Below are 23,458 nucleotides of genomic sequence, written 5' to 3'. Positions count from 1 at the left end.
AGCCAGCCGCAGCGCGCGACACCTCAGTTGCCGGAGTAGAGCCTGGACGTCTGGGTATCGTAGGCCATGAAGCCCTCTCCATTGGAGGAGAGGGTTTTCCGACCAAGATCGCCCGCTTCGCTGTACAGGACGGTGGCCACGAAGCGCGGGGATCCCAGCACAGGAAGTTCCGGGCATCCCAGACGCTGGCTTTTCTCGATAAACCACTCGAACTTTTCACTCTGCGAGGCATCGAATCGAGCATGGTGCCAGTGTCGTCGCCATGCATCTTCGCTGACCCAACCCGCATCGGGAATCTTCGCTACATCGACGGCGTAGGCGTAGTAAACCCACCCCAAAACCCCTCTTCCCGGCAAGATTGGGGTATCCCGCGCACAGCGGTGACATGCTCCAATCCACTGCGCTTCAGTTGTTCACGCATACTGCCGAAGGCATAAAGAATCCGCTCTATTTTGAATGCCATCTGCAGATGCAACAGCGCCAATGTCGCAATCACACACACCAGCAGCAGACGGTTCAACAGCTTGACCAGACCGCGCATTGATCACCTCGGCCAGACGAGAGTCACCTGCATTACCATCGCATGATGGCGCCGGCCACGTTAGCGGCCGGTGTCGTCGGTCAGCGTCGCGTTGCCTGGTGCAGCTGCGCCGCTGGCGGCTGACACCTTCAGAACACGCTCCAGGAAGGAGCTGAGCAACGCCCCGCGAGCGTTCAACCGACAACCGAGACAATCTCCATCAAGTTGTCAGCAAGTCGATGGCAAAGATTCCTGCTCGCGGCGCCTGCTAGGGTTTCACGCCGGAGACCGATGCTTTTCTTGTTAGGAAAATCCATCTTCGCCGTCACCCCGTCCCGACTAGGGAATGGATCCCAAACCTGCAATGCTACGGAAAACCGGAGAAACGCTGGTACACCCAGTAAAGCCTTGACGTCTCGGTGTCGTACGCCATGACGTTGATTGCCTTTAAAGAAGATGGAGTGTTCGGACCAAGATCATCCGCTGGGTTCGACACCAAGGCGAAGAAAAAGCGCGAGGAATTTATTCCAGGGGAGACAGGACACGCCTGTAGGTCATCTGGCGGCATTTCGAATTTAAATACATGAAATTCATCATACCTGTCAGGACCTCGGTACCAGATCCCGCGCGCCGCACGACTTTCCCAGAACGTGTCTGGAATCCTCGCCACATCGACAGCGTACAAGTAGTACATGTCTCCGAAAAAGTAATCGGTTTTCCCGCAGACTTGCGGTATCCCGCGCAAGGACGTGACCTGCCCGAGCCCACTGCGCTGCAACTGTTCGTGCATGCTGACGATGGCATCAAGGCGTTGCTGTAGTCCTAAGACCATCCACAGATTCACACCCGCTGCTGCGACGATCCCACATACCAGCACAAGACGCTTCAATAGCTTGATCAGACTGTGCATCGATCACCCCTCCATGCGATGGCATTACCATCGCATGGCCGCGCTCGCCACGCTAGCGGCCGGGCTTTTGAGCGGAGTCGAATTGGCTGGCGCGGTTGCGCTTGCGTCGCAGACCACTGTTTGCGCTTGCGCAAGCGCATCATCTTCGGATAGCACAGCAGCAGACCGGCGCAGCGTGCGCGTGCTGCCATGGCTCGCCAATCCGCCACTTGTTGCAGTCGCCCATGGAATCAATGCGGTTCGAACACCTGCAATGCCGCGCGCGGCGGTCCATTGCCCAACCACACCGTTGCCACACTGATCGGCAACCTGAAACGACGCGGACCGGCACTGCCCGGATTGATATACAGCACGCCATCGCGCGTCTGGATCGAGGGCTTGTGCGAATGCCCGCTGATGACGATATCTGCCGCCACGCCCGGTGCCAGCGTTTTCAGATCGTGTAGCACATGGAGGCGCACGCCATCGATCAGCAGATCCAGCGTCTGCGGCAAACCCGCGGCCCACGGCTTGTCGTCGATATTGCCTGCGATGACATGCAGCGATGCCAGTGCCCGCAACGCCTCAAGCACCTCCGGCTTGCCCACATCGCCGGCATGGATGATGTGGTTGCAGCCATCGAGCGCGGCAAGCGCCTCGGGCCGCAACAGCCCGTGCGTGTCGGAGATCACACCGATACGCGTGCCAGTGCCCATCTCGCCATTACCTCGTTTGCGCACGAGCACCTGGATGGCCCACTGCGATAGTCTCGACCTGGAGAATTCAACCTGGTCCCGGTCGAGTCGGGGTACCGGGATGCAACGGAGGCTGGCGCATGACCCACCTTGTCAACGATGGCGTGATGCATGACTTTAGCTGCGGCATACCACCGGGCCAGCTGCCCGGTGGTATGCGCAGGACGCGTCACCCGTGCGGGGTGAGCACGATGACGCCCAGCGGCGGCAACAACAGCGGCAACGACTGCGCATGCCCATGCATGGATTGATGCTCGGCGGTCACCACACCGCCGTTACCAAGATTGGCACCGCCGTAGATGCCGGCATCGCTGTTGAACACTTCGCGCCACTGCCCGCTCTGTGGCACGCCGATGCGATACCCATGCTGCACGACCGGGGTGAAATTGATCACCACCAGCACCGGTGCATCGCCACGTTTGCCCTTGCGCAGGAACGCCAGCACGCTATTGCCGGCATCATCGCCTACCACCCAGGCGAACCCGGACGGATCGTCGTCGTAGGCATGCAGTGCGGGATACTCGACGTACAAGCGATTCAAGTCGCGCACCAGCGTCTGCACACCGCGATGGCGCGCATCGTCGAGCAGATGCCAGGGAATGCCGCCATCGTGATTCCACTCAGTGGGTTGGCCGAATTCGCAGCCCATGAACAGCAACTTGCGTCCCGGATGGGTAAACATGAAACCCAGATAGGCACGCAGATTGGCGAAGCGCTGCCAATCGTCGCCGGGCATGCGGCCCAGCAACGAGCCCTTGCCGTGCACCACCTCGTCATGCGAGATCGGCAGCACGAAGCGCTCCGAATACGCGTAGACCATGCTGAAGGTCAGCTCGCCGTGGTGGTAACGGCGATAGATCGGATCCAGCGCGGCGTAATGCAGGGTGTCGTGCATCCAGCCCATGTTCCACTTGTAGTGGAAGCCCAGGCCGCCATGCGCCACATCGGCGGTGACACCGGGGAATGCGGTGGATTCCTCGGCAATCATCACGGCGCCCGGCGTGTGCTCGCGCACCACTTCGTTGAGCCGGCGCAGGAAGGCGATGGTTTCGTAGTTCTCGCGTCCGCCGTGGATATTGGGCACCCACTCGCCGGCATTGCGGCTGTAGTCGCGGTACAGCATCGAGGCCACCGCATCCACGCGCAGGCCATCGACATGGAAACGCTGCAGGAACTCCAGCGCGCTGGCAATCAGGAACCCGGACACTTCACGCCGCCCGTGGTTGTAGATCAAGGTATTCCAGTCGCGGTGGAAGCCTTCGCGCGGGTCGGCATGTTCGTACAACGCGGTGCCATCGAAATGCGCCAACCCGTGCGCGTCGGTGGGGAAATGCGCCGGCACCCAATCGACGATCACGCCGATACCTTCGCGGTGGCAACGATCGACGAAGCGGGCGAAGCCATCCGGCGAGCCGAAGCGCGCGGTCGGTGCGAACAGGCCCAGCGGCTGATAGCCCCATGAGCCACCGAACGGATGCTCGGTCACCGGCATCAGCTCGACATGGGTGAAGCCCATATCGGCCACGTACGGAATCAGGCGATCGGCCAGGCCATCCCAATCCAGGTCCACCCCTTCCTCGCGTAGCCAGGAGCCGGCGTGGATTTCGTAGATGCTCATTGGTGCGTCGTGCGCCTGGCGTCGCGCACGCGTGGCCATCCAGCCGTCATCGCTCCATTGATGCGGCGTAGGGTCGGCCACGATCGAGGCGGTACCCGGCGCCAGCTCTGCGCGGCGCGCCACCGGGTCGGCCTTGGCCGGCAGCTCCTGTCCGTGCGGGCCGCGCAGCTGATACTTGTAATGCGCTCCGGGACCGACATCGGGCACGAACAGTTCCCATACGCCGGACTGATGCCGCAGCCGCATCGGGTGGCGGCGCGCGTCCCAGCTATTGAAGTCGCCGACCACCGCCACGCGTGTGGCATTGGGCGCCCACACCGCAAAACGCGTGCCGCGCACGCCATCGATGTCGATCACATTGGCGCCGAGGGCATCGGCCAATTGCAGGTGATGGCCTTCACTGATCAGGTGCAGATCGAAATCGCTCAGCTGCGGTCCGAAAGCGTAGGCATCTGCGGTGTCCTGCTCGCCACCGGGCCAGCCGATACGCAGCCGATACCCGCCCTGGGCCGGCAAGTCGCCGGCAAACAGGCCCGGTTCCGGGCCGGCGTCCAGTGCGATGACCTGGCCATCGTCGAGCACTGCGTTGACGTAGTCGGCGCCTGGTTGATAGGTCCGCAACACCCGACCGCTGTCGGTCGGGTGCGCGCCCAGGAGGGCGAATGCATCGCCATGGCGTGCCTCGGCCAGGGCGCGGGTCGCGCCGGGATCCCATCGATTGCTCACTGCTGTCATCACTCCACTCATCATGTGTCTCCCGCACCAGCGCGCGCGCGGTGCAGGATACGGCGCAACCCTTCCACCGGCACCATCAACCAGCCAGGGCGGTTGGCGGCTTCGTAGCGCACTTCGTAACAGGCCTTCTCCACCAGGAACAACAAGGTGGCGGCATTGAACGCGGCCGGCGCAATCCATGGATGCGCACTGGCATCGAGCACGGCATGGTAGGCGTCCAGGAAGGCTTGCGTGGAGCGACGGCGGAACTGGGCCAGAAATTCGTCCAGATGCGTATCCACACCCACACCCGCGCGCGCGGCCGTCCCCTCTTCGCCGCGTGCCGACACTTCGCTGGCGTAGTCGAGCGAACGCAGGAAACCGGCCACATCGCGCAACGGGCTGGCCTTGGCGCGGCGTTCGGACAAGGGTCTGGCCGGCTCGCCTTCGAAGTCGATCAACACCACATCGTCGAAGGCCACCAGGATCTGGCCCAGGTGGAAGTCGCCGTGCACCCGCGTCAGCAACGAATCGGCCAGCACGCCCGGTGCCTGGGCGAGCAAGGCCTCCAGCTGCGGGCGTTGCGCCAGTAACGCGTCCAGCGCTTCGCGTTCGACCGGATCGTCGCTGCTGGCCAGACGCGCATTGACCGTCTCCCACATCTGTTCGACCTGACGCGCGACACCGGCCACCACATCGTTGGCGGCGGTCGGGTCGATGCGCTGCGGGGCGAAGTCGGCCTCGTCGGTCTCGCGCGACAAGGCGTCATGCAGCTCGGCCAGGCGCTTGCCGACCACCGCAGCGAATGGGTCGTAACCGGCAATGACTTCGGCGCGCGATTCGTCGGTCTGCGCGGTGGCGTACTCGTCGAAACTGCGTGCCAGATGGTCCAGCGTCCAGCGCCACGCATCACCCTGATTGCGGATGAAGCCCTGCAGCAGCGCAATGGTGGTGATGGTGCCCTGCGCGTCGATGCGGCTGACGCTGCCCAGCAACGGCGCGGCGTTGGCGTAGCCCATCTCGGTCAAGCGACGCCCGATCTCGATCTCCGGGTTGGCGCCGTTGGCCACATGCCGCAGCAGCTTGAACACCGCCTTGTCGGCGACCACCAGCGAGCTATTGCTTTGTTCGGCCGACAACCAGCGGATCTCCGGGTCTTGCGGAATCTCCAGCGTGGCCAGCGCCGGGGTCGCTTCGAAGCGCACCTGGCCCTGTTGCGAGGCATCGTCGCCATCGCGGAATTCCAGCGATGCGTTGTTGCGCAACGCATCGATCACCCCGCACACCATCGGCTTGAGCGCGAACGCATCGGTGAGATAGCCCACCTCGCGGCCCTGACGCACCCGCGCCAGTGCCAACTGCTCGGCCAGGGTGCTGGGCTGGTCGCGCTCCCACACGATGCCGATCGGCAGCATGTAGCTCTCGTGGCGGCCATCTTCCAGCTCCACTTCCAGCTCCAGCAGGCTCATCGGCTCATCGCCCGGCAACGGGGTGCGACGCGAGATACGCACGTGCTTCAGCGCCTGATCCTTGGCCGAGAACCAGCGCCGTGCCGACAACCAGGCCGGCAGGATTTCCGCTTCCAGCGTGGGCAGATGCGGCAGCAGCGCGTTGGCCTCGTCGGTATCGCTGCGCAATACCAGCGTGCGGTAATCCGGCAATGGCACCGGGCTGGGCACGTGCCAGTCCGGCAAGGTGCCTTCGCTGACCAGCTGGAACGCGTAGAACCCGAACGGCGGCACCGTGAGCAGATAGGTCAGCCGGCCGATCGGCGGGAAGCTGCCGCCGCCGATGATGTCCACCGGCACGCGGCCATCGAACTCGGACAGATCCAGCTCCACCGCCTGCAGCGTGTGCGACAGGTTCGCCACGCACAGCACGGTTTCGTCCTGATAGCAGCGCAGGTACGCCAGCATGCGGCGATTGCCCGGGTACAAGAAGCGCAGCGTGCCGCGGCCGAACGCCTGGTAGCGCTTGCGCACGCTGAGCACGCGGCGGGTCCAGGTCAGCAGCGAATGCTGGTCGCGGATCTGCGCTTCCACATTCACCGCCTGAAAGCCGTACAGCGGGTCCATCACTGGCGGCAGCACCAACTGCGCGGGATCGGCACGCGAGAAGCCGCCATTGCGGTCGATCGACCACTGCATCGGGGTGCGCACGCCATCGCGGTCACCCAGATGGATGTTGTCGCCCATGCCGATCTCATCGCCGTAATACAGCACCGGTGTGCCGGGCATGGTCAGCAACAAGGAGGTCATCAATTCGATCCGGCGGCGGTCGCGCTCCAGCAGCGGCGCCAGACGGCGACGGATGCCCAGGTTGATGCGCGCACGGCGATCGGAGGCATAGGTCTGCCACAGATAATCGCGTTCCGAATCGGTGACCATTTCCAGCGTCAATTCATCGTGGTTACGCAGGAAAATCGCCCACTGGCAGCTTTCCGGAATCTCCGGGGTCTGGCGCATGATGTCGGTGATGGGGAAGCGGTCTTCGCGCGCGATCGCCATGTACATGCGCGGCATCAGCGGGAAGTGGAACGCCATATGGCATTCGTCGGCATTCTGGCCGAAGTACTGCTGGGTGTCTTCCGGCCACATGTTGGCTTCGGCCAGCAGCATGCGGTCAGGGTATTCGGCATCCAGCGTGGCGCGGATCTTGCGCAGGATCGCGTGGGTCTCGGGCAGGTTTTCGTTGGAGGTGCCGGAGCGCTCGATCAGGTACGGCACCGCATCCAGACGCAGGCCGTCCACGCCGCGATCCAGCCAGAAGCGCATCACTTCCAGCACCGCTTCCAGCACGGCGGGGTTGTCGAAGTTGAGGTCCGGCTGATGCGAATAGAAGCGGTGCCAGAAGTACTGCCCGGCCACCGGATCCCACGTCCAGTTGGACTTTTCGGTATCGCAGAAGATGATCCGCGTGCCTTCGTATTCCTGGTCGGTGTCCGACCACACGTAGAAGTCGCGCTCCGGCGAACCGGCCGGCGCATTGCGCGCACGCTGGAACCATGCATGCTGATCGGAGGTGTGGTTGATCACCAGCTCGGTGACCACGCGGATGCCGCGCGCATGCGCTTGCGCGACCAACTGCTCGAAGTCGGCGATGGTGCCGTAGTCCGGGTGCACCGCCATGTACTCGGCGATGTCGTAGCCGTCGTCGCGGCGCGGGCTGGGGTAGAACGGCAGCAGCCAGATGGTGTCCACGCCGAGTTCGGCAATGTAATCCAGCTTGGAGATCAGCCCCGGAAAATCACCGATGCCATCGTCGTTGGAGTCGAAGAACGACTTGACGTGCACCTGATAAATGATCGCGTCCTTGTACCAGAGCTGATCTGCGACCACCGCGGACTGTTCCGCGTCGGCTTGTAACGATGGGACTGCATTCATGCGACCTCTCCTGCGCGGATGCGCCATAACGCGAACGGCCGCGTCGCCTCTAAGCGGATGTGTTGCTGTTTTCCATGCCATGTGAAGCGATGGCCGTCCCACAGGTCGTCCACCGCGACACTGGCGTGATCGGGCAGGCCCAACTCCCACAGCGGAATTTCGATGGCGGCATCCTGCGCCGCGTGGGGGTCCAGATTGATGGCCACCAATACCATGCTGCGGCTGCGCGACAGATATCCGGCATCCAGGAACTTGCCGAAGTACAGCACCTGATCGTTGTGCGCCTGATAGAAGCGCGTACCCAGATGCGACTGCAATTCCGGATGCATGCGGCGCAGCTGGTTGAAGCGGGTGATCTCATCGACGATGTCGCCGGGCGCGCGCTCGGGCCAGGCACGCAGCTGGAATTTCTCCGAGTCCAGATACTCTTCCTTGCCCGGCGCCAGCGGCGTGGCTTCGCACAGCTCGAAGCCCTGGTACATGCCCCATAGGCCCGACAGCGTCGTCGCCAACGCAGCACGGATCAGATGCCCGTTCCGCCCACCGGTCTGCAGGAACAATGGGTTGATGTCCGGCGTATTGACGAAGAAATGCGGGCGGAAACAGTCGCGCGGCACGCCCTGGTTCAACTCTTCCAGGTACTCCCGCAGCTCGTGCTTGTGGTTGCGCCAGGTGAAGTAGGTGTACGACTGCGAAAAGCCGCACTTGGCCAGGCGATACATCATCTTCGGCCGGGTAAACGCCTCGGACAGGAACACCACGTCCGGCCGACGCCCACGGATATCGGCAATCAACCATTCCCAGAACGGGAACGGCTTGGTATGCGGGTTGTCCACGCGGAACAGCGTGACGCCCTCGTTGACCCAGAACAGCACCGCGTCGCGCAGCGTGTTCCACAACTCCGGCACCGCGCCGCTGGCGTAGAAGTCGACATTGACGATGTCCTGGTATTTCTTCGGCGGATTCTCCGCATACGGGATCGAGCCATCCGCGCGCCAGGTGAACCAGTCCTTGTGCTCGCGCAACCACGGGTGATCCGGCGCGCACTGGATGGCGAAATCCAGCGCCACTTCCAACCCGTGCGCGCGCGCGGCCTGGATCAGCCGGCGGAAACCGTCGAGTCCACCGAGCTCGGCATGCACATCGGTGTGCCCGCCATCGTCCGCACCGATCGCATACGGGCTGCCTGGCTCGCCATCGACCGCAGTGACCGAGTTGTTGCGGCCCTTGCGGTTCTTCGCGCCGATCGGGTGGATCGGCGGCATGTACAGCACGTCGAAGTGCATCGCGCGGATATGCGCCAGCCGCCCGATCACATCGTCGAAGGTACCGTGGCGCTGCACATCGCCGCTTTGCGAGCGCGGGAACAACTCGTACCAGCTGGCGAAATGTGCCGCGCGCCGCTCCGACTCCACCCGGAACGTCACCGGAGTTTCGGAGCGGAACGGCTTGTCGTCGGCCAATGCCATTGCCTGCGCGGTGTCCGGCTCCAGCACGATCGCCAACTGCTGCAACGGCTCGCTCTGCGCGCCGATGCGGGTCAGGATGGCCTGCAGCCGCTCGGCCAACGCCCCGTCGCTGCGCGCATGTGCGGCTTGCACCACGGCCACTGCTTCCTGCACGTCCACCGGCAACACCGTGTCGGCGGCGCGCTTCTTTTCAAGATCCGCATGCAAGGTGGCGAAGACATCGCGCCAGCCTTCCACACGGAACTCATAGGTGCCGATGCGCTCGAGCGGGAACTCTGCACGCCAGCGGTCGTTGCCGAGCGCACGCATCGGCGCGCTGGCCCAACTCTTGGCATCGGCCGGGCGCCACAGCACTGCGACTGCGATGCGATCGTGCCCATCGCAGAACGCATCGGCTTCCACGCAGATGCGGTCGCCCACCGTGCGCTTGACGGGGAAACGGCCGTTATCGACCGACGGCGTCACCGACTCGATGCACACCCGCGGCCAGGCCGCGGCGGTCTGCGCACGCGGGCGCATGCGCGGCACTGCCAGCACATGCCGGGCCGGCACACTGCGATACACCCGCACCTCGCCCGGCTCCAATGCTTCCAGCGTCGTGCCGGAGAGCGTGCTGCCATCTCCGCCCACCAGCGCTTCGGCATCGCCAAGCAAGCGCAACAAATCCGACGCAGGCACCGGCACCACGTGGTTGGCATCGCCATTAAGCAGCAGCAACGACGGCAACCCGCCCAGCGGTTCCACTGCCACTGCCGTCAGGCCGGTGGCTTCACGCAGTAGCGGACGCAACCGCAGACCGGCGTTACTGGCCGGCACCCCAGCGGGTGCGCGGATCGACAACGGCAACGCGTGCAGATGCGCCTCGTCCAGCAACCAGGCGCCGCCCAATGCCAAGGCCAACTGCCAGTGCTGCTCCGGGGCTGCCGCGCGCTTGCCATCGGGCGCATCCAGCACCGCCACGATCTGCGATGCCATCGCCCGCAGCGCAGTGTCTTCGTCGAAGAACCAGCTCCCACGGCCATCCCACCACGCAAGCGAAGAAAACGCCGCATCGAAACCGGCACCGCTCAACTGTTGCAACGCCTCCAGCCCCAGGCCCGGCGTCCACGCCGCAAATACCGCCTCCGGCGCCTGCGCATGCACGCGTGCAATCAACTCGCGCCAGCGCTGCACCGGCACGTGCTGCGGCTGCAACAGGCGAAAGCCGCCAACACCCTGCTCCACCCATGCCAGCAAGCGCGCGCTCCACCACTCCACCAGCGCCGCACCTTCCTGCGCGTAGCTGAAGCGGGCTTCGGCCACTTCCGGGGTAGCGCGCGGCTGACGCGGGTCCGGCACCGCCGTGCTGCGCGCGCGAAACCACTGCGGGTTCTCGCGCACCACCGCGCTCGCGCCACCCACTTCATCCAGGCGCAGATCGATCAGCAACTTCACGCCGGCCCGGTGGGCGGCCTGAACGGCATCCCGCAGGCCTGCATCCTGCGCGTGTGCCTCGGCAGACGGTTCGAGCAACCGCCCCTGGGCATCGCGCTCGAACGGCGCAGCCATCACCACGTAATCGCAACCCGCCTCACGCGCAGCGCTACAACGCTGGTCAAGCCCTATGGGCGCAGGCGTTGCTTCATTCAACACACAGATCCGCATGGCGCCTCCTCAGCAGACGACGGCGCGAACATGCGCCGTGACAATGGAAGCAACCCGGGCCGAACCATCCCGCAGACCTGCGGGCGCTCGGTCACGACACACCAGTCCAACTTCCGTCCAGACCGACCCATGCCTACCCGATGCCTGGCCGACCTTTCCTACCGTGACTGCACTCATGCGCAACTCCGCAACGATTCTTGACCGATGCAGTCAAGCACCCCCACTGCGAATTTCATGTGTCGGTGGAATTGACGAAAATCAAACAAGCGCGGCTGTGTGAAGCGGCCGCGCGACGATGCGCGCCATAAGATCAGCTGATGTGTGACAAGCCCCGCCACTGCGTGCACAGCAGCCAGATGTCACTCGACGATCGCATCCGCTGGATTGGTCGCACCCACATCGGGCAGCGGCGGACGTGTGTTGCTTACACGTGACGGCGCACTCGGGTGCATGCACATGACCGGAATATCGATCGTCAGGTGAACGCGGCTCACCTCACGTTCTTACCAGTTGACGACGCCGCATTCACACGCCAGCGCCTTTGTCGATATCAATCCGTGCCGTACTTTGGGTGATACGGGCCGTACACCCGTCCACCGGCCTGCCCGGTCGAGAGCAGGTGCTGACTTGCCACGTTGCCGATCTGATGGCTTCGGCCAGTGATCTGATTGATCACCTGGTTGACGGCCGTAGTGACCAGCATGCTGACCAGACCGCCAACGTTGTTCTGCTTCTCACTACTCGATGCCTGCGCCTGACCTTGCCACACAGTGGTTCCGGTGCGCAGATCGAGCAGCGTCACCTTTGCGGACACGATCACTATGCTGTTGATCACCTGATACACCAAACCATACTTATCGAAGGCGATATAGAGCGCAACATCGGCACCGAGGATCTAACGCAATTCTCGACCGATGCCTTCTGCGTGTCGTCGGCCACGGCGATGCCGTTCTGCTTTAACGTTTCGTACACCGGCACCACCGGCTAGGAATTCATTTTGACGCGCGGTTATCGGCATCAGATCAAAAAACTTTAAACGAAATTTCAACTACCATCATGTTTACTACTGCTCACCGACTTTGCCTTCCAAAGGTCCCGACCCGATTTATCTGCAGCGAATCGAAACGCAAGCAATAGCGCAACGCCAAAAATGAAATTTATACTAAAATATCTAAATTATTCATACCTCCGCTGAGAAAAATATATACCGGGAAAACTTAGCCAAGTCACCGCATCGGAACGCACGATCAGTCAAGCGCCGCGCCACTTTCCACCGTATCCCTTCGGATCTTTTTTACTGCATACGCATCCGGCGCGTAGTGCGGCCCCCGATAGCGCATCAGGATTTTTCCTACAGGCAGGAGCGACCTCATCCCTTAAAATATTGTTAGGGGCGGCGCGATGCGTCGATTGAAATCGTAATTGGGCCGGGCGGTCATCTGCATATGGATAGTGGCACGAGAGGGACGGTGCGCATGCGCGCCACGTGGTGCATTGCGTTTTTGGCGGGAACGGCAAGTCAGGTTTCCGCGCAGCAAGTGGTCGATCCGGCGGCACAGGAGTTATTGCGGCAGCAAGAGCGTGAGCGCGTGTTACGCGAACAGCAGGAGGCGCGGCCGGATGTGCGCCTGGAGCGCGCGCCTGCCGATGGCGTCGAGCGCCTGCCCAAGAACGAATCGCCGTGTTTCCAGATCCAGCGCATCGTGCTCGACGGCCCTGGAGCGGATGACTTTCGCTGGGCCTTGAAATCGGCCGATCCGAAGCAGGATCCTGCGACCGGCCGTTGTCTCGGTACCGATGGCGTCAACCTGGTGATGAAGCGTACGCAGAACGCGGTGATCGCACGCGGCTACGTAACCACGCGCGTGCTGGCGGCACCGCAGGACCTCACCAGCGGCACCTTGACGCTATCTCTGGTGCCCGGTCGTGTGCACGCGGCACGCTTCAGCGAGCCGGCATCGGCACGTGCGGCGATTGCCAATGCAGTCCCTGTACGTAGCGGTGAGCTGCTCAACCTGCGCGACATCGAGCAAGGCCTGGAGAACTTCCAGCGCGTGCCGACGGTGACTGCAGATATCCAGATTGCACCGGCAGATGGCCAGGGTGCCGGGCCGGGCGAAAGCGACCTGGCAATCGCCTGGCAGCAGCGCTCGCCTGTGCGCGCCAGCCTGAGCCTGGACGATGCCGGCAGCGACGCCACCGGCAAGCTGCAGGCCAACGGCACGCTGTCGCTGGACAATCCGCTCGGCCTCAACGAATTGTTCTACGTCAGCCTGGGCAAGGGCGTATTCAACGGTGCCGGCAAGGACACCGACAGCTGGACCGTGCACTACGACATTCCCTACGGCTATTGGCTGTTCGGCGCGACTGCAAGTTCTTATGACTACAGCCAGGCGGTTGCCGGTGCCGTCGAGACCTACGACTACAGTGGGCGTAGCCGCAACGCCGAAGCGCGCATCGATCATCTGCTGTTTCGCAATGCGGCGATCAAGTTCGGCGCCTACGGCCGCGGTTGGTGGCGGCAATCGACCAGCGCGATCGATGACACCGAAATCGAAGTGCAACGGCGCCGTACCGCCGGGTGGGAGTTCGGCCTTAACCATCGCCACTTCCTCGGCAAGGTCACGCTGGATGCCAGCGTTGCGTACCGACGCGGCACCGGGGCGTTCGATGCCCTGCGCGCGCCGGAAGAACTCGCAAACGCCTTCGATCCATCGATTCCACTGGAAGGGACATCGCGCATGAAGGTCATCATTGCCGATGCGCAGTTGGTCGTGCCGTTCCAGCTGGGTGCGCAACGCGTGCGCTACACCGCATCCTGGCGCGCGCAATGGAACCGCACGCCGTTGGCGCCGCAGGACCGCTTCGCGATCGGTGGGCGTTTCACGGTGCGCGGTTTCGATGGCGAGCTCACCCTCAGCGGCGATCGCGGCTGGTCGCTACGCAACGATATCGGCCTGGCAGTGGGCGGTGGACTGGAGGCCTATCTCGGTGCCGATTACGGTCACATCGGTGGCCAGTCCACACGCTTTCAGGCCGGCGACCACCTGGCCGGCATGAGCCTGGGCGTGCGCGGTGGCTGGCAGCATTTTTCGCTGGACACCTTCGTAGGTTCCGCACTGGAAAAGCCGGCCAATTTTCCGACCGACTACACCACCTTCGGCTTCAGCCTGTCCTGGCGCTATTAAACCTACACAAGGATCAGTGAGATGAATCGCGTCTATCGCCTGGTATTCAATCGCGCTTTGCGCGTCTGGCAAGTGGCTTCGGAACTGGTGCGTGCACCGGGTGGTCGTACAGGTGTCAGCGCCGTAGGTGCGCGCCACGTTACCGTTGCTCCACTGCGGTTTGCGCTGTTATGTGCGCTTGGCTGTGTCAGCCTGGTCGATACCGTGCAGGCACAGTCGGCTGGCCGCATCGTCGGCGATCCCGCCGCGCCCGGTGGCGAGCGTCCGACAGTCTTGACCGCACCCAACGGCGTGCCGCTGGTCAACATCACCACACCGTCTGCGGCCGGCGTGTCGCGCAACCGCTACTCGCAGTTCGATGTCGGCCGCGAAGGCGCGATCCTCAACAATGCCCGCGCTCAGACCCAGACCCAATTGGGTGGTTGGGTGCAAGGCAATCCATGGCTGGCCACCGGCAGCGCCAAGGTGATCCTCAACGAGGTCAATGGACCGGCCAGCCGACTCAACGGGTATGTGGAGGTCGCCGGGCAGCGTGCCGAAGTGGTCATCGCCAATCCTGCCGGCATCCAGGTGGACGGCGGCGGCTTTCTCAATGCCAGCCGGGTGACGCTGACCACTGGTACGCCGATCCTGTCCAACGGCGCCCTGGAAGGTTATCGGGTGAGCGGTGGCGCCATCCAGATTGGCGGTGCCGGCCTGGATACCAGCGGTGCGGACTACACGGACCTGATTACCCGCTCGCTGCAGGTCAATGCCGGTCTCTGGGCCAATCAGTTGCAGGCCAGCCTGGGTAACAACGTGGTCAGCGCCGATCACGCGCAGGTCACACCGCAGGCGGCTAGCGGCCCCGCGCCGACCTTTGCACTGGATGTCGGCGCGCTGGGCGGCATGTTCGCCAACAAGATCTGGCTGGTCGGCAACGAAAATGGCGTCGGCGTACGTAACGCGGGCAATATCGGCGCACAGGCTGGCGAACTCGTCGTCACTGTCGACGGCCGGCTTGAGAATACCGGCACGTTGCAGTCGCGGCAGGACACCCGCATCACCGCCGGTGGTGGCATCGCCAATGCTGGCACGCTCAGCGCCACGCGCGAGCTGCACGTCGCCACAGCGGCCGATCTGGACAACCGTGGCGGCAGCTTGAATGCCCAGCGGCTGCAGATCGATGCGGCAGCGCTGCGCAACCAGCGCGGCAGCATCGAGCAGACCGGCGTACAGGCGCTTGGGCTGACCGCAGGCAGCGCGCGTAATCGCGCAGCTGGCAGCATCGGCGCGGTAAGCACTGGTTCGACCAGTGTGGGGACGACGCCCGGAACCGGCGGCAATAACGGCAACGCGACTCCGGGTGATAGCGGCAGCAATGGAGGTGGCGGCACCGTGACGCCTCCTGGAAGCGGCCAAGCTCCAGCCGTTGCTCCGCTGGCGGCTGGCGTACTGAACATCGCAGGCCTGCTGGACAACGATGGCGGTCGCATCGGCGGCGGTGGCGATGTGTCCTTGTCGGTGACCAATGGCCTGGACAACAGCGACGGACGGCTTGGCGTGGCTGCGCTGAGCGCACGTGGCGATCTGCTCAACCGTGCCGGCACACTCAATGTCTATGGCGATGCGGACTTGCAGCTGGCGGCGCTGGCGAACGATGCAGGCCGCCTCGAGGTGTCGAACACGCTGCGCCTGGACACGCAATCGCTGAGCAATCGCGGCGGCGAATTGCGCCATGGCGGTATTGGTGCGGCGTCCTGGCAGGTACGTGGGCTGCTGGACAACACGCGCGGCGTCCTCTCCAGCAATGCGGCGGCACTGCAGCTGGATGCGCAGTCTGTCGTCAATGCAGATGGCCGTATCGAACACGCAGGTGCGCAGGGGCTGGTGCTGTCCGCGCAGGACTGGTCCGGTGCCGGCGGAAGCATTGCTACCCTGGGTGCACTGGCCTGGCGCGCAGGTACGGTCGATCATCGCAACGCCGCGTTGAGTACCACACACTTGACCTTGCAGGCCGATACTTTCGACAACCGTGGCGGCGCGTTGCTGTCGACCGGACCGCAGGCGGCCACACTGCAGGTCGGGGGGCGTCTCGACAACGGCGATAACGGCACCATTGCCAGCAATGGCGATCTGAGTCTGCGCGCCGGCACGCTCGGCAATGCCGGCGGTCAGATCCAGCAAGCAGGTACCGGCCTGCTGACCATCACTGCCGACGCGCTTGAAGGGCGCGGTGGTCGTCTGCTCAGCAATGGTGGTTTGACCGTGAGCGGCGGGCGCATCGATCTTGCCGAGGGCACCACCTCCGCGCAGCGGATCCAGATTCAAGCCGACACACTCAGCACCGCTGGCGGCAACCTCGTCTCGCTGGGAAATCAGGCGGTGCAGCTGACGGTGCGCGATCGTCTGGACAACCGCGACGGCAGCATCGCCAGCAATGCCGGCGTGCGTGTCGAGGCGGGCGAACTCGACAACCAACGCGGCGCGATCCTGGCGTCAGGCACCGAAGAGACTACCGTTACAGTTGCCGGCAGCCTGGATAACAGCGCCGGTACGATCTCCGGCAACGGTGCAGTGTCGCTGCAAGCCGGCAGCATCATCAATCGCGGCGGCAATGTCCTCGCGGCCAATGGCGCGGCGTTGCAGCTCGGCGCAGCGTCGCTGCTCGATAACAGCCAAGGCGGTCGTCTGGCGACCAGCGGCGAGATCACCTTGCGTGCGTCCACATTGAATAACCGTGCCGGAGCGATCGAGCACGCCGGCAGCGGAACGTTGACCATTGCCGTCGATGCCCTGCAGGGGGCAGGCGGCAAACTGCTCAGCCTCGGTACGTTGCAGTTGAGTGGCGGTGCCCTCGATCTTGGCACGGGCGGCATGACACAGGCACAGCGCATCAACGTGATCGCTGGCAGCTTGCGCACTGCAGGCGGCAGCCTGAGCGCGACCGGCAACGATGCACTGAACTTGCGCTTGAGCGATGAGCTCAACAACGACGGTGGCAGCATCGCCGGCAATGGCGCGCTCACGCTGCAGGCAGGCGCACTCTTCAACCGCGGCGGCACGCTCACCGCCGCCGGCAGCGCCGATAGTCGCCTGGATATCGCCGGAAAACTGGACAATTCCATTGGCCGTATCGCCAGCAACGGCAACACGCTGCATATCGGCGCAGACCACCTCGTCAACGAGCACGGAACGCTCAGTCACTCCGGCGTGCAGGGGCTGGAGATCGTGGCCGGCCGTGTGGACGGCAACAATGGCACCATCGCCACCACCGGTGCGTTGTCGTTGACAGCAACCAGTGTCGACCACCGCGAGGCGACCATCGGCGCCGACAGCGTGGACCTGCAGCTGCAGACCCTGGACAACCGCGGCGGGCGTATCGTCGCCAGCGGCACCGGCGCCAGCACCATCCACGCCAACGTGGTGAACAACGCCGGTGGCACCCTGGCCGGCAATGGCGATCTGTCGCTGGACAGTACCCTTCTGGACAACACCCAAGGCACGATCCAGCACGCCGGAAACGGGCAACTGCAGATCGACGCACAGACGCTCGCCGGCAACGGCGGCAAGTTGATCAGCAACGGCACGCTGCGTGTGACCGGTCAGAACACCGATCTGCGCAATGCCACCACCTCGGCACACACCATCACGGTCGACACCGGCAATCTCACCACCGCTGGCGGCACGTTGGCAGCCAGTGGCAATCAACTGTTGACACTCACTGCCACCGGAACGCTGGACAACAGCAGCGGCACCATCGGCGGCAACGGCCTGCTGGCGTTGCGTGCGCAAAACCTGATCAACACCCAGGGCACCATGCAAGCCGCCGGTAACGGGCATTCGGCGCTCACCATCACGCAGGCGCTGCAAAACCGGCAAGGCAAGATCCTGCTCGGCGGTGACGGCCGCATCGATGCCGCCAGCATCGACAACCAGGCCGGCACCTTGCACGCGGCCGGCAGTGCCTTGCAGTTGGACGTCACCGGCTTGCTCGACAACCGCGCAAAAGGTGTGGTGTCCAGCGCAGGCCGGCTCACGCTGGACGCCGGCACGCTCGACAACGGAATGGGTACCGTGGTTGCCAGCACCGACCTCAGCGTCGTCACCGATCACGCGATCGGCAACGACGGCGGCACCATCCAGTCCACCAACGCATTGCGGCTGGAAGGCGCAGGCCTTTCCAACCGCGCCGGCACGGTCGTCGCTGGCAACGTCGTGGTCGATACCCGCGCCCAGTCGCTAGACAATACCGGCGGCACCATCGGCAGCCAGGTCGGCACGCTCGACATTCGCAGCGGTGCGCTCAACAACGCAGGCGGTCGTCTGCAGTCGCAGGCCGAGCTGCTGCTGCAGACCAATGGTCAATCCATCACCAACACCGGCTCGGGCGCCAACGGCGGCATCCTGGCAGGCGGCCGCCTGCAGGTGGACGGTGGCGCGCTGGATAACCGCGGCGGCGCACTGTTCGCCCAAGGCGATGCGCGCGTGACGGTGGCCGGTGTCGACAACAGCGCATCGGGTGCGTTGAGCGCGGCGGGCAACCTTGCCTTGACGGCGACGACGATGAACAACGCCGGTGGCCGGCTGCAGGGCGGACAGAAACTCGACCTCGCTCTCAGTGGCGCGCTCGACAACCAGTCCGGCCTGGTCGCCGCAGGCGGCCTGCTGACCTTGAACGCGTCCAGCGTGGATAACCGCAACACGCGCAGCGGCAACGCGCTCGGCCTGCAGGCAGGGCAACTACAACTGCAGGCCCAGTCGCTGGACAACCGCCAGGGACAGGTCGTCACCGACGGCGCGAGCAACTTGCAGCTGGTTTCGGGGTTCGACAATGCCGGCGGCCAGGTCTCCTCGGGCGGCAGCCTGGACATGCGCGCCGACGCGGTCGCCAACAGCGCCGGCCTGCTGCGCTCGGACGGTAGCCAGAGCCTCACCGCACGCAATCTGAGTGGCGACGGCCAGGTGCACTCGCAGAGCAACCTCACCCTGACCCTGCGCGATGGCCTGACCAATACCGGCGAGATGATCGCCAACGGCACCCTGGCCATCCACACCGACGGCGACCTTGGCAACCAGGGCATCCTGCGTGCGGGCAATATCGACCTCAGTGCACGCAATGTCGACAACGCCGCCAGCGGGCAGATCACCAGTCAGGGCGTGACCCACATCAGCACCGGCGGCCAGTTGGTCAACCGCGGCCTGATCGATGGCGCGGTCACCCATCTGCAAGCGGCAACGCTGGACAACGTGGGCACCGGGCGCATCTACGGCGACCATGTCGCCATCGCTGCCGGCACGTTGCAAAACCGTGCCGAGACCATCGCCGGCGCCACCCGTGTCGGCACCGTGGCGGCGCGCGAGCGTCTGGACCTGGGCGTGGGTCAGCTGACCAACACCGATCGCGGCTTGATCTACAGCGATGGCGATGCCGCCATCGGCGGCACGCTGGATGGCAATCGCCTGGCCACCGGCGTCGCACGCCAGATCGACAATCTCGGCTCCACCATCGACGTTGCCGGCGATCTCGACCTGCAAGCCACCACGATCAACAACATCCGCCAGAACGTGGTGGTCACCCAGACCACCACCACCTTGGCGCCCGTGCGTCTGGATCAACCGACCTGGCGCAACAACGGCGAGAACGATACGTCCAATATCCGCTCGACCAGCAACTACGGCGCCTCCGAGGTGTATTACCTCAGCCCGCAGGACATTCTGGAAGACACTCCGTACATCACCCCCGATGGCTACATGGTGCGACGCGCGGTCATCCGCGTGACCCCGCAAACCAGCGCCTACTTCTTCGCGCGCGGCGGCATGTATCAGGCCACGGGCGAGCGATCGCGCATGGATCCTCAATCGGGCACGCTGACCATTTACTACACCGGCCGTCAGGACAACCAGGTCAATCCGGACCAGGTCTCGGCGGGCGCGGACGATCCGTTCCGCGAGCTGGCGCAGAACCAGCCCGGCTCGCCCGCCTTCCGCTACACCAGCGACACGCTGAAATACTCCAACGCCTACGGCACCTGCAGCACCGACTGCGTGCAGCTGTGGGCGCAGTTCGCCTATACCGATCCCGATCACATCCTGTTGAATCCGCAGGGCACCGGCGGCGGCAAACTGGGCGACAACGAGCGTTATCGCATGGCCACGCGCACGGTGGTCGAAGACGTGCTGCAGCCGGGGGCCGGGCCGGACGCGGTCATCCGTGCGGGCGGCGCGATGCGCATCGGCACCGACACCCTGCGCAACGAATACGCGCGCATTGCCGCCGGTGGCGACCTGGCCATCAGCGGCCTCACCCGCACCGCCAGCGTCACCAACCTCGCCTATACGCTGTTCAGGACCCACAGTTTCAGCAACGTGACCACCGCCTACAACGGCACCACGCGCAGCTGGAGCAATGCGCCGATCTCCGAGCAGATCGGCCAGGTGGGCGGCGCCATCACCAGTGGCGGCACCCTGAGTATCGACGTCGGCGACCTGAGCAACCTCAATCAGGGCCGCGACGCACCCAACGTGCGCGATGGCGCAGCGGTCGCCAACCTCAACCTGCATGGGCCACAGACCACACCGGCAGGCTCCGGCACAGGCAGCGTGCGTGGCCCGGGAAGCACATCGGCAACTGCCGCCGGTCGCGCGATTGCAGCGGGCACGCAAGCAGCCAGCGGTGGCAATACCGGCACTGTCGGCGGCGTCGGCAACAGCGGCCCGGTCAGCGGCGCGCGCGTGGTCACTGCCGCCGGCGGCTCGCCGGACCGCATCGCCATGGGCACGCCCGATACGCGCGCGCCGACCGGCAGCCTGTTCACGGTGCGGCGGTCTGCCGGCAATTACCTGGTGGAGACCGACCCGCAGTTCACCGACTACCGCAGCTGGCTGGGCTCGGACTATCTGCTCAGTCAGATGGGTTACTCGGCCGACGCGCTGCAAAAGCGCCTGGGCGATGGCTATTACGAGCAGAAGCTGGTGCGCGAGCAGATCGGCCAGCTCACCGGCCGGCGCTTCCTCGACGGCTACGGGAGCGACGAGGCGCAGTACCAGGCGCTGCTCGATGCCGGCGCCACCATCGGCAAAGCCTGGAACCTGCGTCCGGGCGTAGCGCTGACCGACGCGCAGATGGCCCAGCTCACCAGCGACATCGTGTGGTTGGTGGAGCAGACCGTCACCTTGCCCGACGGCAGCACCACCACCGCGCTGGTGCCGCAGGTGTATCTGCGTCTGCGTCCCGGCGACCTGGACAGCAACGGTGCGCTACTCGCCGGTGCCAATGTCGACATCGCCCTGGCCGGCGGCCTGAAGAACACCGGCACCATCGCCGGTCGCCAGCTGGTGTCCATCGACGCCGGCCGCATCGAGCATCTGGGCGGCAGCATCAGCGGCGATCAGGTCGGGCTGCGCTCGGCCAGCGACATTCGTATCGAAGGCGCCAGCGTCACCGCCGTCGATGCGCTGAGCGTGCAGGCGGTCGGCAACATCACCGTTGCCTCCACCGTGGAAACCCTGCAAGGCGGCGGCTACCACCAATACAGCACCACCCAGCTCGAGCGCGTCGCCGGCTTGTATGTCACCGGCACCAATGGCAATGGCGTGTTGTCGGTGGTGGCTGGCCGCGACGTTAACTTGCAGGCCGCGCAGATTCGTAACGCCGGCACCGATGGCGTGACCCAACTGGTGGCAGGCAACAACCTCAACCTCGGCACGCAGACGCTCTCGCACAGCACCGACACCACCGCCAACGAGCGCAACTTCCAGCGCAACAGCGAGACCACCCACGCCGGCACGACCATCCAGGGCGCTGGCAACGTGGTGCTGGCAGCGGTCAACGACATCAATCTAACGGCGGCGCAGGTGGGCGCAGGCAAGGCCATGGCCTTGAAGGCCGGCCGCGACATCAACAGCCAGGCTGCAGTGGACAGCAACTCCAGCGACCGCAGCACCGTCACCAAGAGCAACTCGCTGGCAACGTCAAGCTACGACGAAACCGTACGCGGCACCCAGCTCGGTGCTGGCGACAACATCGTCATGCAGGCCGGCCGCGACCTCACCCTGGCCTCGACTGCGGTCGCCAGCGAAAAGGGCGGCATCGCCTTGGCCGCCGGCAACGACATCAAGTTGCTGGCTACGCAGGAGCAGCATGATGCAGTGATAGACAAGGAAACCCGGAAGAAGAGCACCTTCTCCAATGAGAAGACCACCACGCACGACGAGTGGCACGACAGTCTTGCGGTGGGTTCATCGCTCAGCGGCAAGTCCGTCAACATGGTGGCCGGCAACGACCTTGCCGTGGTGGGCTCGACGGTCCTCGCAGACGGCAATGTGCGCCTGGCAGCCGGTAACAACGTCACCATCGAATCCGCGCAGGACACCAGCAGCGAAGCGCACAGCATTCGCCAGAAGAAGTCCGGTTTGACCGGCAGTTCTGGTGGCGGTGTGGCGAGCGTGGGCTATGCGAAGTCCAGTAGTGACAGCCAGGAGTCCACGCGCTCAGTCACCCAGGTCGCCTCCTCGGTCGGCTCGACCGATGGCAACCTGGTCATCAGTGCAGGCAACCAGCTGACCATCGCAGCCTCGGACATCGGTGCCGGCAAGGACGTGACGCTGGTGGCCAAGGACATCGCATTGGTGGCACGCCAAGACACGGTCGAGTCGCAATCGAGCCAGTCCAGCAAGTCGAGCGGGTTCTCGATTGGCGTGACCTACGACCCGGGCGCGTCGTACCGCAGCGCACGCGATTCGACCACCAAGAACATGGTCGATACCGGCTCGACCATGAGCAAGATGAGCCGCGATGCCGAGGGCGCAGCGGCCGGCACCATGGCCGCCATCACCCCGGTGGTGATCCAGGCCAGCAGCCACCGCTCCAATGCAGCGCAGAACGAAAGCACCAGCGACGCACGTGTCAGCCAACTGGCCGCCGGCGGCAACCTGACCTTGCTGGCCAGCGATGGCTCGATCACCAGCCAGGGCGCGCAAATGTCCGCAGAGGGCAATGCGCTACTGCTCGCCAGCAAGGACATCGTGTTCGACGTTGCGCATAACACCCAGTCCAGCGGCAACGCCAGCGCCGGCAAGGGCTGGGGTTTCAATAACGCGGCCGGTTTGCCGTATGGCAACTACAACCAGCAAGGCACCGGCAACGGCCAGACCGACACCATCACCGGTACCCAGCTGTCGGTGGGTGGCAATGCCAGCCTGACCACCACGCAAGGCGATATCACCCTGACGGCCAGCAATATCGCCGCGCAGGGCAATGTCAGCATGCGCGCGGCAGGCGACCTGACCATCCAAAG

The 23,458-nt window shown here is 64.4% G+C and carries 10 protein-coding genes; 2 read left to right on the top strand and 8 right to left on the bottom strand.

Features of this window, described 5'->3' with window-relative positions; all coding sequences use genetic code 11:
• Window positions 1-23 precede the first annotated feature (23 nt).
• From GGR61_RS18075 to GGR61_RS18040, 8 genes are all read right to left on the bottom strand, one after another.
• Entirely contained in the window at window positions 24-338 is a 315-nt protein-coding gene (locus GGR61_RS18075) for a hypothetical protein (RefSeq protein ID WP_184623084.1), read from the bottom strand.
• Window positions 302-541 (bottom strand): hypothetical protein, encoded by a 240-nt coding sequence (locus GGR61_RS18070; protein WP_184623082.1) that lies wholly within the window; start codon window positions 539-541, stop codon window positions 302-304. The genes GGR61_RS18075 and GGR61_RS18070 overlap by 37 nt, the downstream gene beginning before the upstream one ends.
• Window positions 542-887: 346 nt before the next feature.
• Window positions 888-1,430, bottom strand: coding sequence for a hypothetical protein (locus tag GGR61_RS18065; RefSeq protein WP_184409368.1), 543 nt, complete (start codon window positions 1,428-1,430; stop codon window positions 888-890).
• A gap of 230 nt (window positions 1,431-1,660) precedes the next feature.
• Complete coding sequence (locus GGR61_RS18060; protein ID WP_184623080.1) at window positions 1,661-2,155, bottom strand: metallophosphoesterase family protein; 495 nt, start codon at window positions 2,153-2,155, stop codon at window positions 1,661-1,663.
• A 178-nt stretch (window positions 2,156-2,333) separates the two neighbouring features.
• Complete coding sequence (glgB, locus tag GGR61_RS18055; RefSeq protein ID WP_221237448.1) at window positions 2,334-4,517, bottom strand: 1,4-alpha-glucan branching protein GlgB; 2,184 nt, start codon at window positions 4,515-4,517, stop codon at window positions 2,334-2,336.
• A gap of 11 nt (window positions 4,518-4,528) precedes the next feature.
• Window positions 4,529-7,879 (bottom strand): maltose alpha-D-glucosyltransferase, encoded by a 3,351-nt coding sequence (treS, locus tag GGR61_RS18050; RefSeq protein ID WP_184623077.1) that lies wholly within the window; start codon window positions 7,877-7,879, stop codon window positions 4,529-4,531.
• A complete protein-coding gene (locus GGR61_RS18045) occupies window positions 7,876-10,992 on the bottom strand; it encodes a maltotransferase domain-containing protein (protein WP_184623076.1) in 3,117 nt (1,038 codons plus the stop codon). Before GGR61_RS18045 ends, treS begins: the two co-directional genes overlap by 4 nt.
• A gap of 550 nt (window positions 10,993-11,542) precedes the next feature.
• Entirely contained in the window at window positions 11,543-11,887 is a 345-nt protein-coding gene (locus tag GGR61_RS18040) for a GNA1162 family protein (RefSeq protein WP_184623133.1), read from the bottom strand.
• 550 nt (window positions 11,888-12,437) lie between these two features.
• On the opposite strand from GGR61_RS18040, the gene GGR61_RS18035 reads away from it, so the two are divergent.
• The gene (locus tag GGR61_RS18035) at window positions 12,438-14,180 is read left to right on the top strand and encodes a ShlB/FhaC/HecB family hemolysin secretion/activation protein (protein WP_184623074.1); all 1,743 of its coding nucleotides are present in this window, start codon (window positions 12,438-12,440) and stop codon (window positions 14,178-14,180) included.
• Between the two features lie 21 nt (window positions 14,181-14,201).
• Window positions 14,202-23,458: hemagglutinin repeat-containing protein (locus tag GGR61_RS18030; protein ID WP_184623072.1), on the top strand; the 9,257-nt coding region annotated here is incomplete at its 3' end.

The organism is Xanthomonas sp. 3058 (assembly GCF_014199765.1).
GTDB classification, from domain to species: Bacteria; Pseudomonadota; Gammaproteobacteria; order Xanthomonadales; family Xanthomonadaceae; genus Xanthomonas; species Xanthomonas campestris_B.
Note: the sequence above shows the minus strand (reverse complement) of the source record. Positions and strands in the feature narration are given on the sequence as shown.

Coding starts and splice junctions, on each gene's coding strand:
- GGR61_RS18070 (WP_184623082.1), bottom strand. CDS start 541: ATGCGCGGTCTGGTCAAGCTGTTGAACCGTCTGCTGCTGGTGTGTGTG.
- GGR61_RS18065 (WP_184409368.1), bottom strand. CDS start 1,430: ATGCACAGTCTGATCAAGCTATTGAAGCGTCTTGTGCTGGTATGTGGG.
- glgB (WP_221237448.1), bottom strand. CDS start 4,517: ATGACAGCAGTGAGCAATCGATGGGATCCCGGCGCGACCCGCGCCCTG.
- treS (WP_184623077.1), bottom strand. CDS start 7,879: ATGAATGCAGTCCCATCGTTACAAGCCGACGCGGAACAGTCCGCGGTG.
- GGR61_RS18045 (WP_184623076.1), bottom strand. CDS start 10,992: ATGCGGATCTGTGTGTTGAATGAAGCAACGCCTGCGCCCATAGGGCTT.
- GGR61_RS18035 (WP_184623074.1), top strand. CDS start 12,438: ATGGATAGTGGCACGAGAGGGACGGTGCGCATGCGCGCCACGTGGTGC.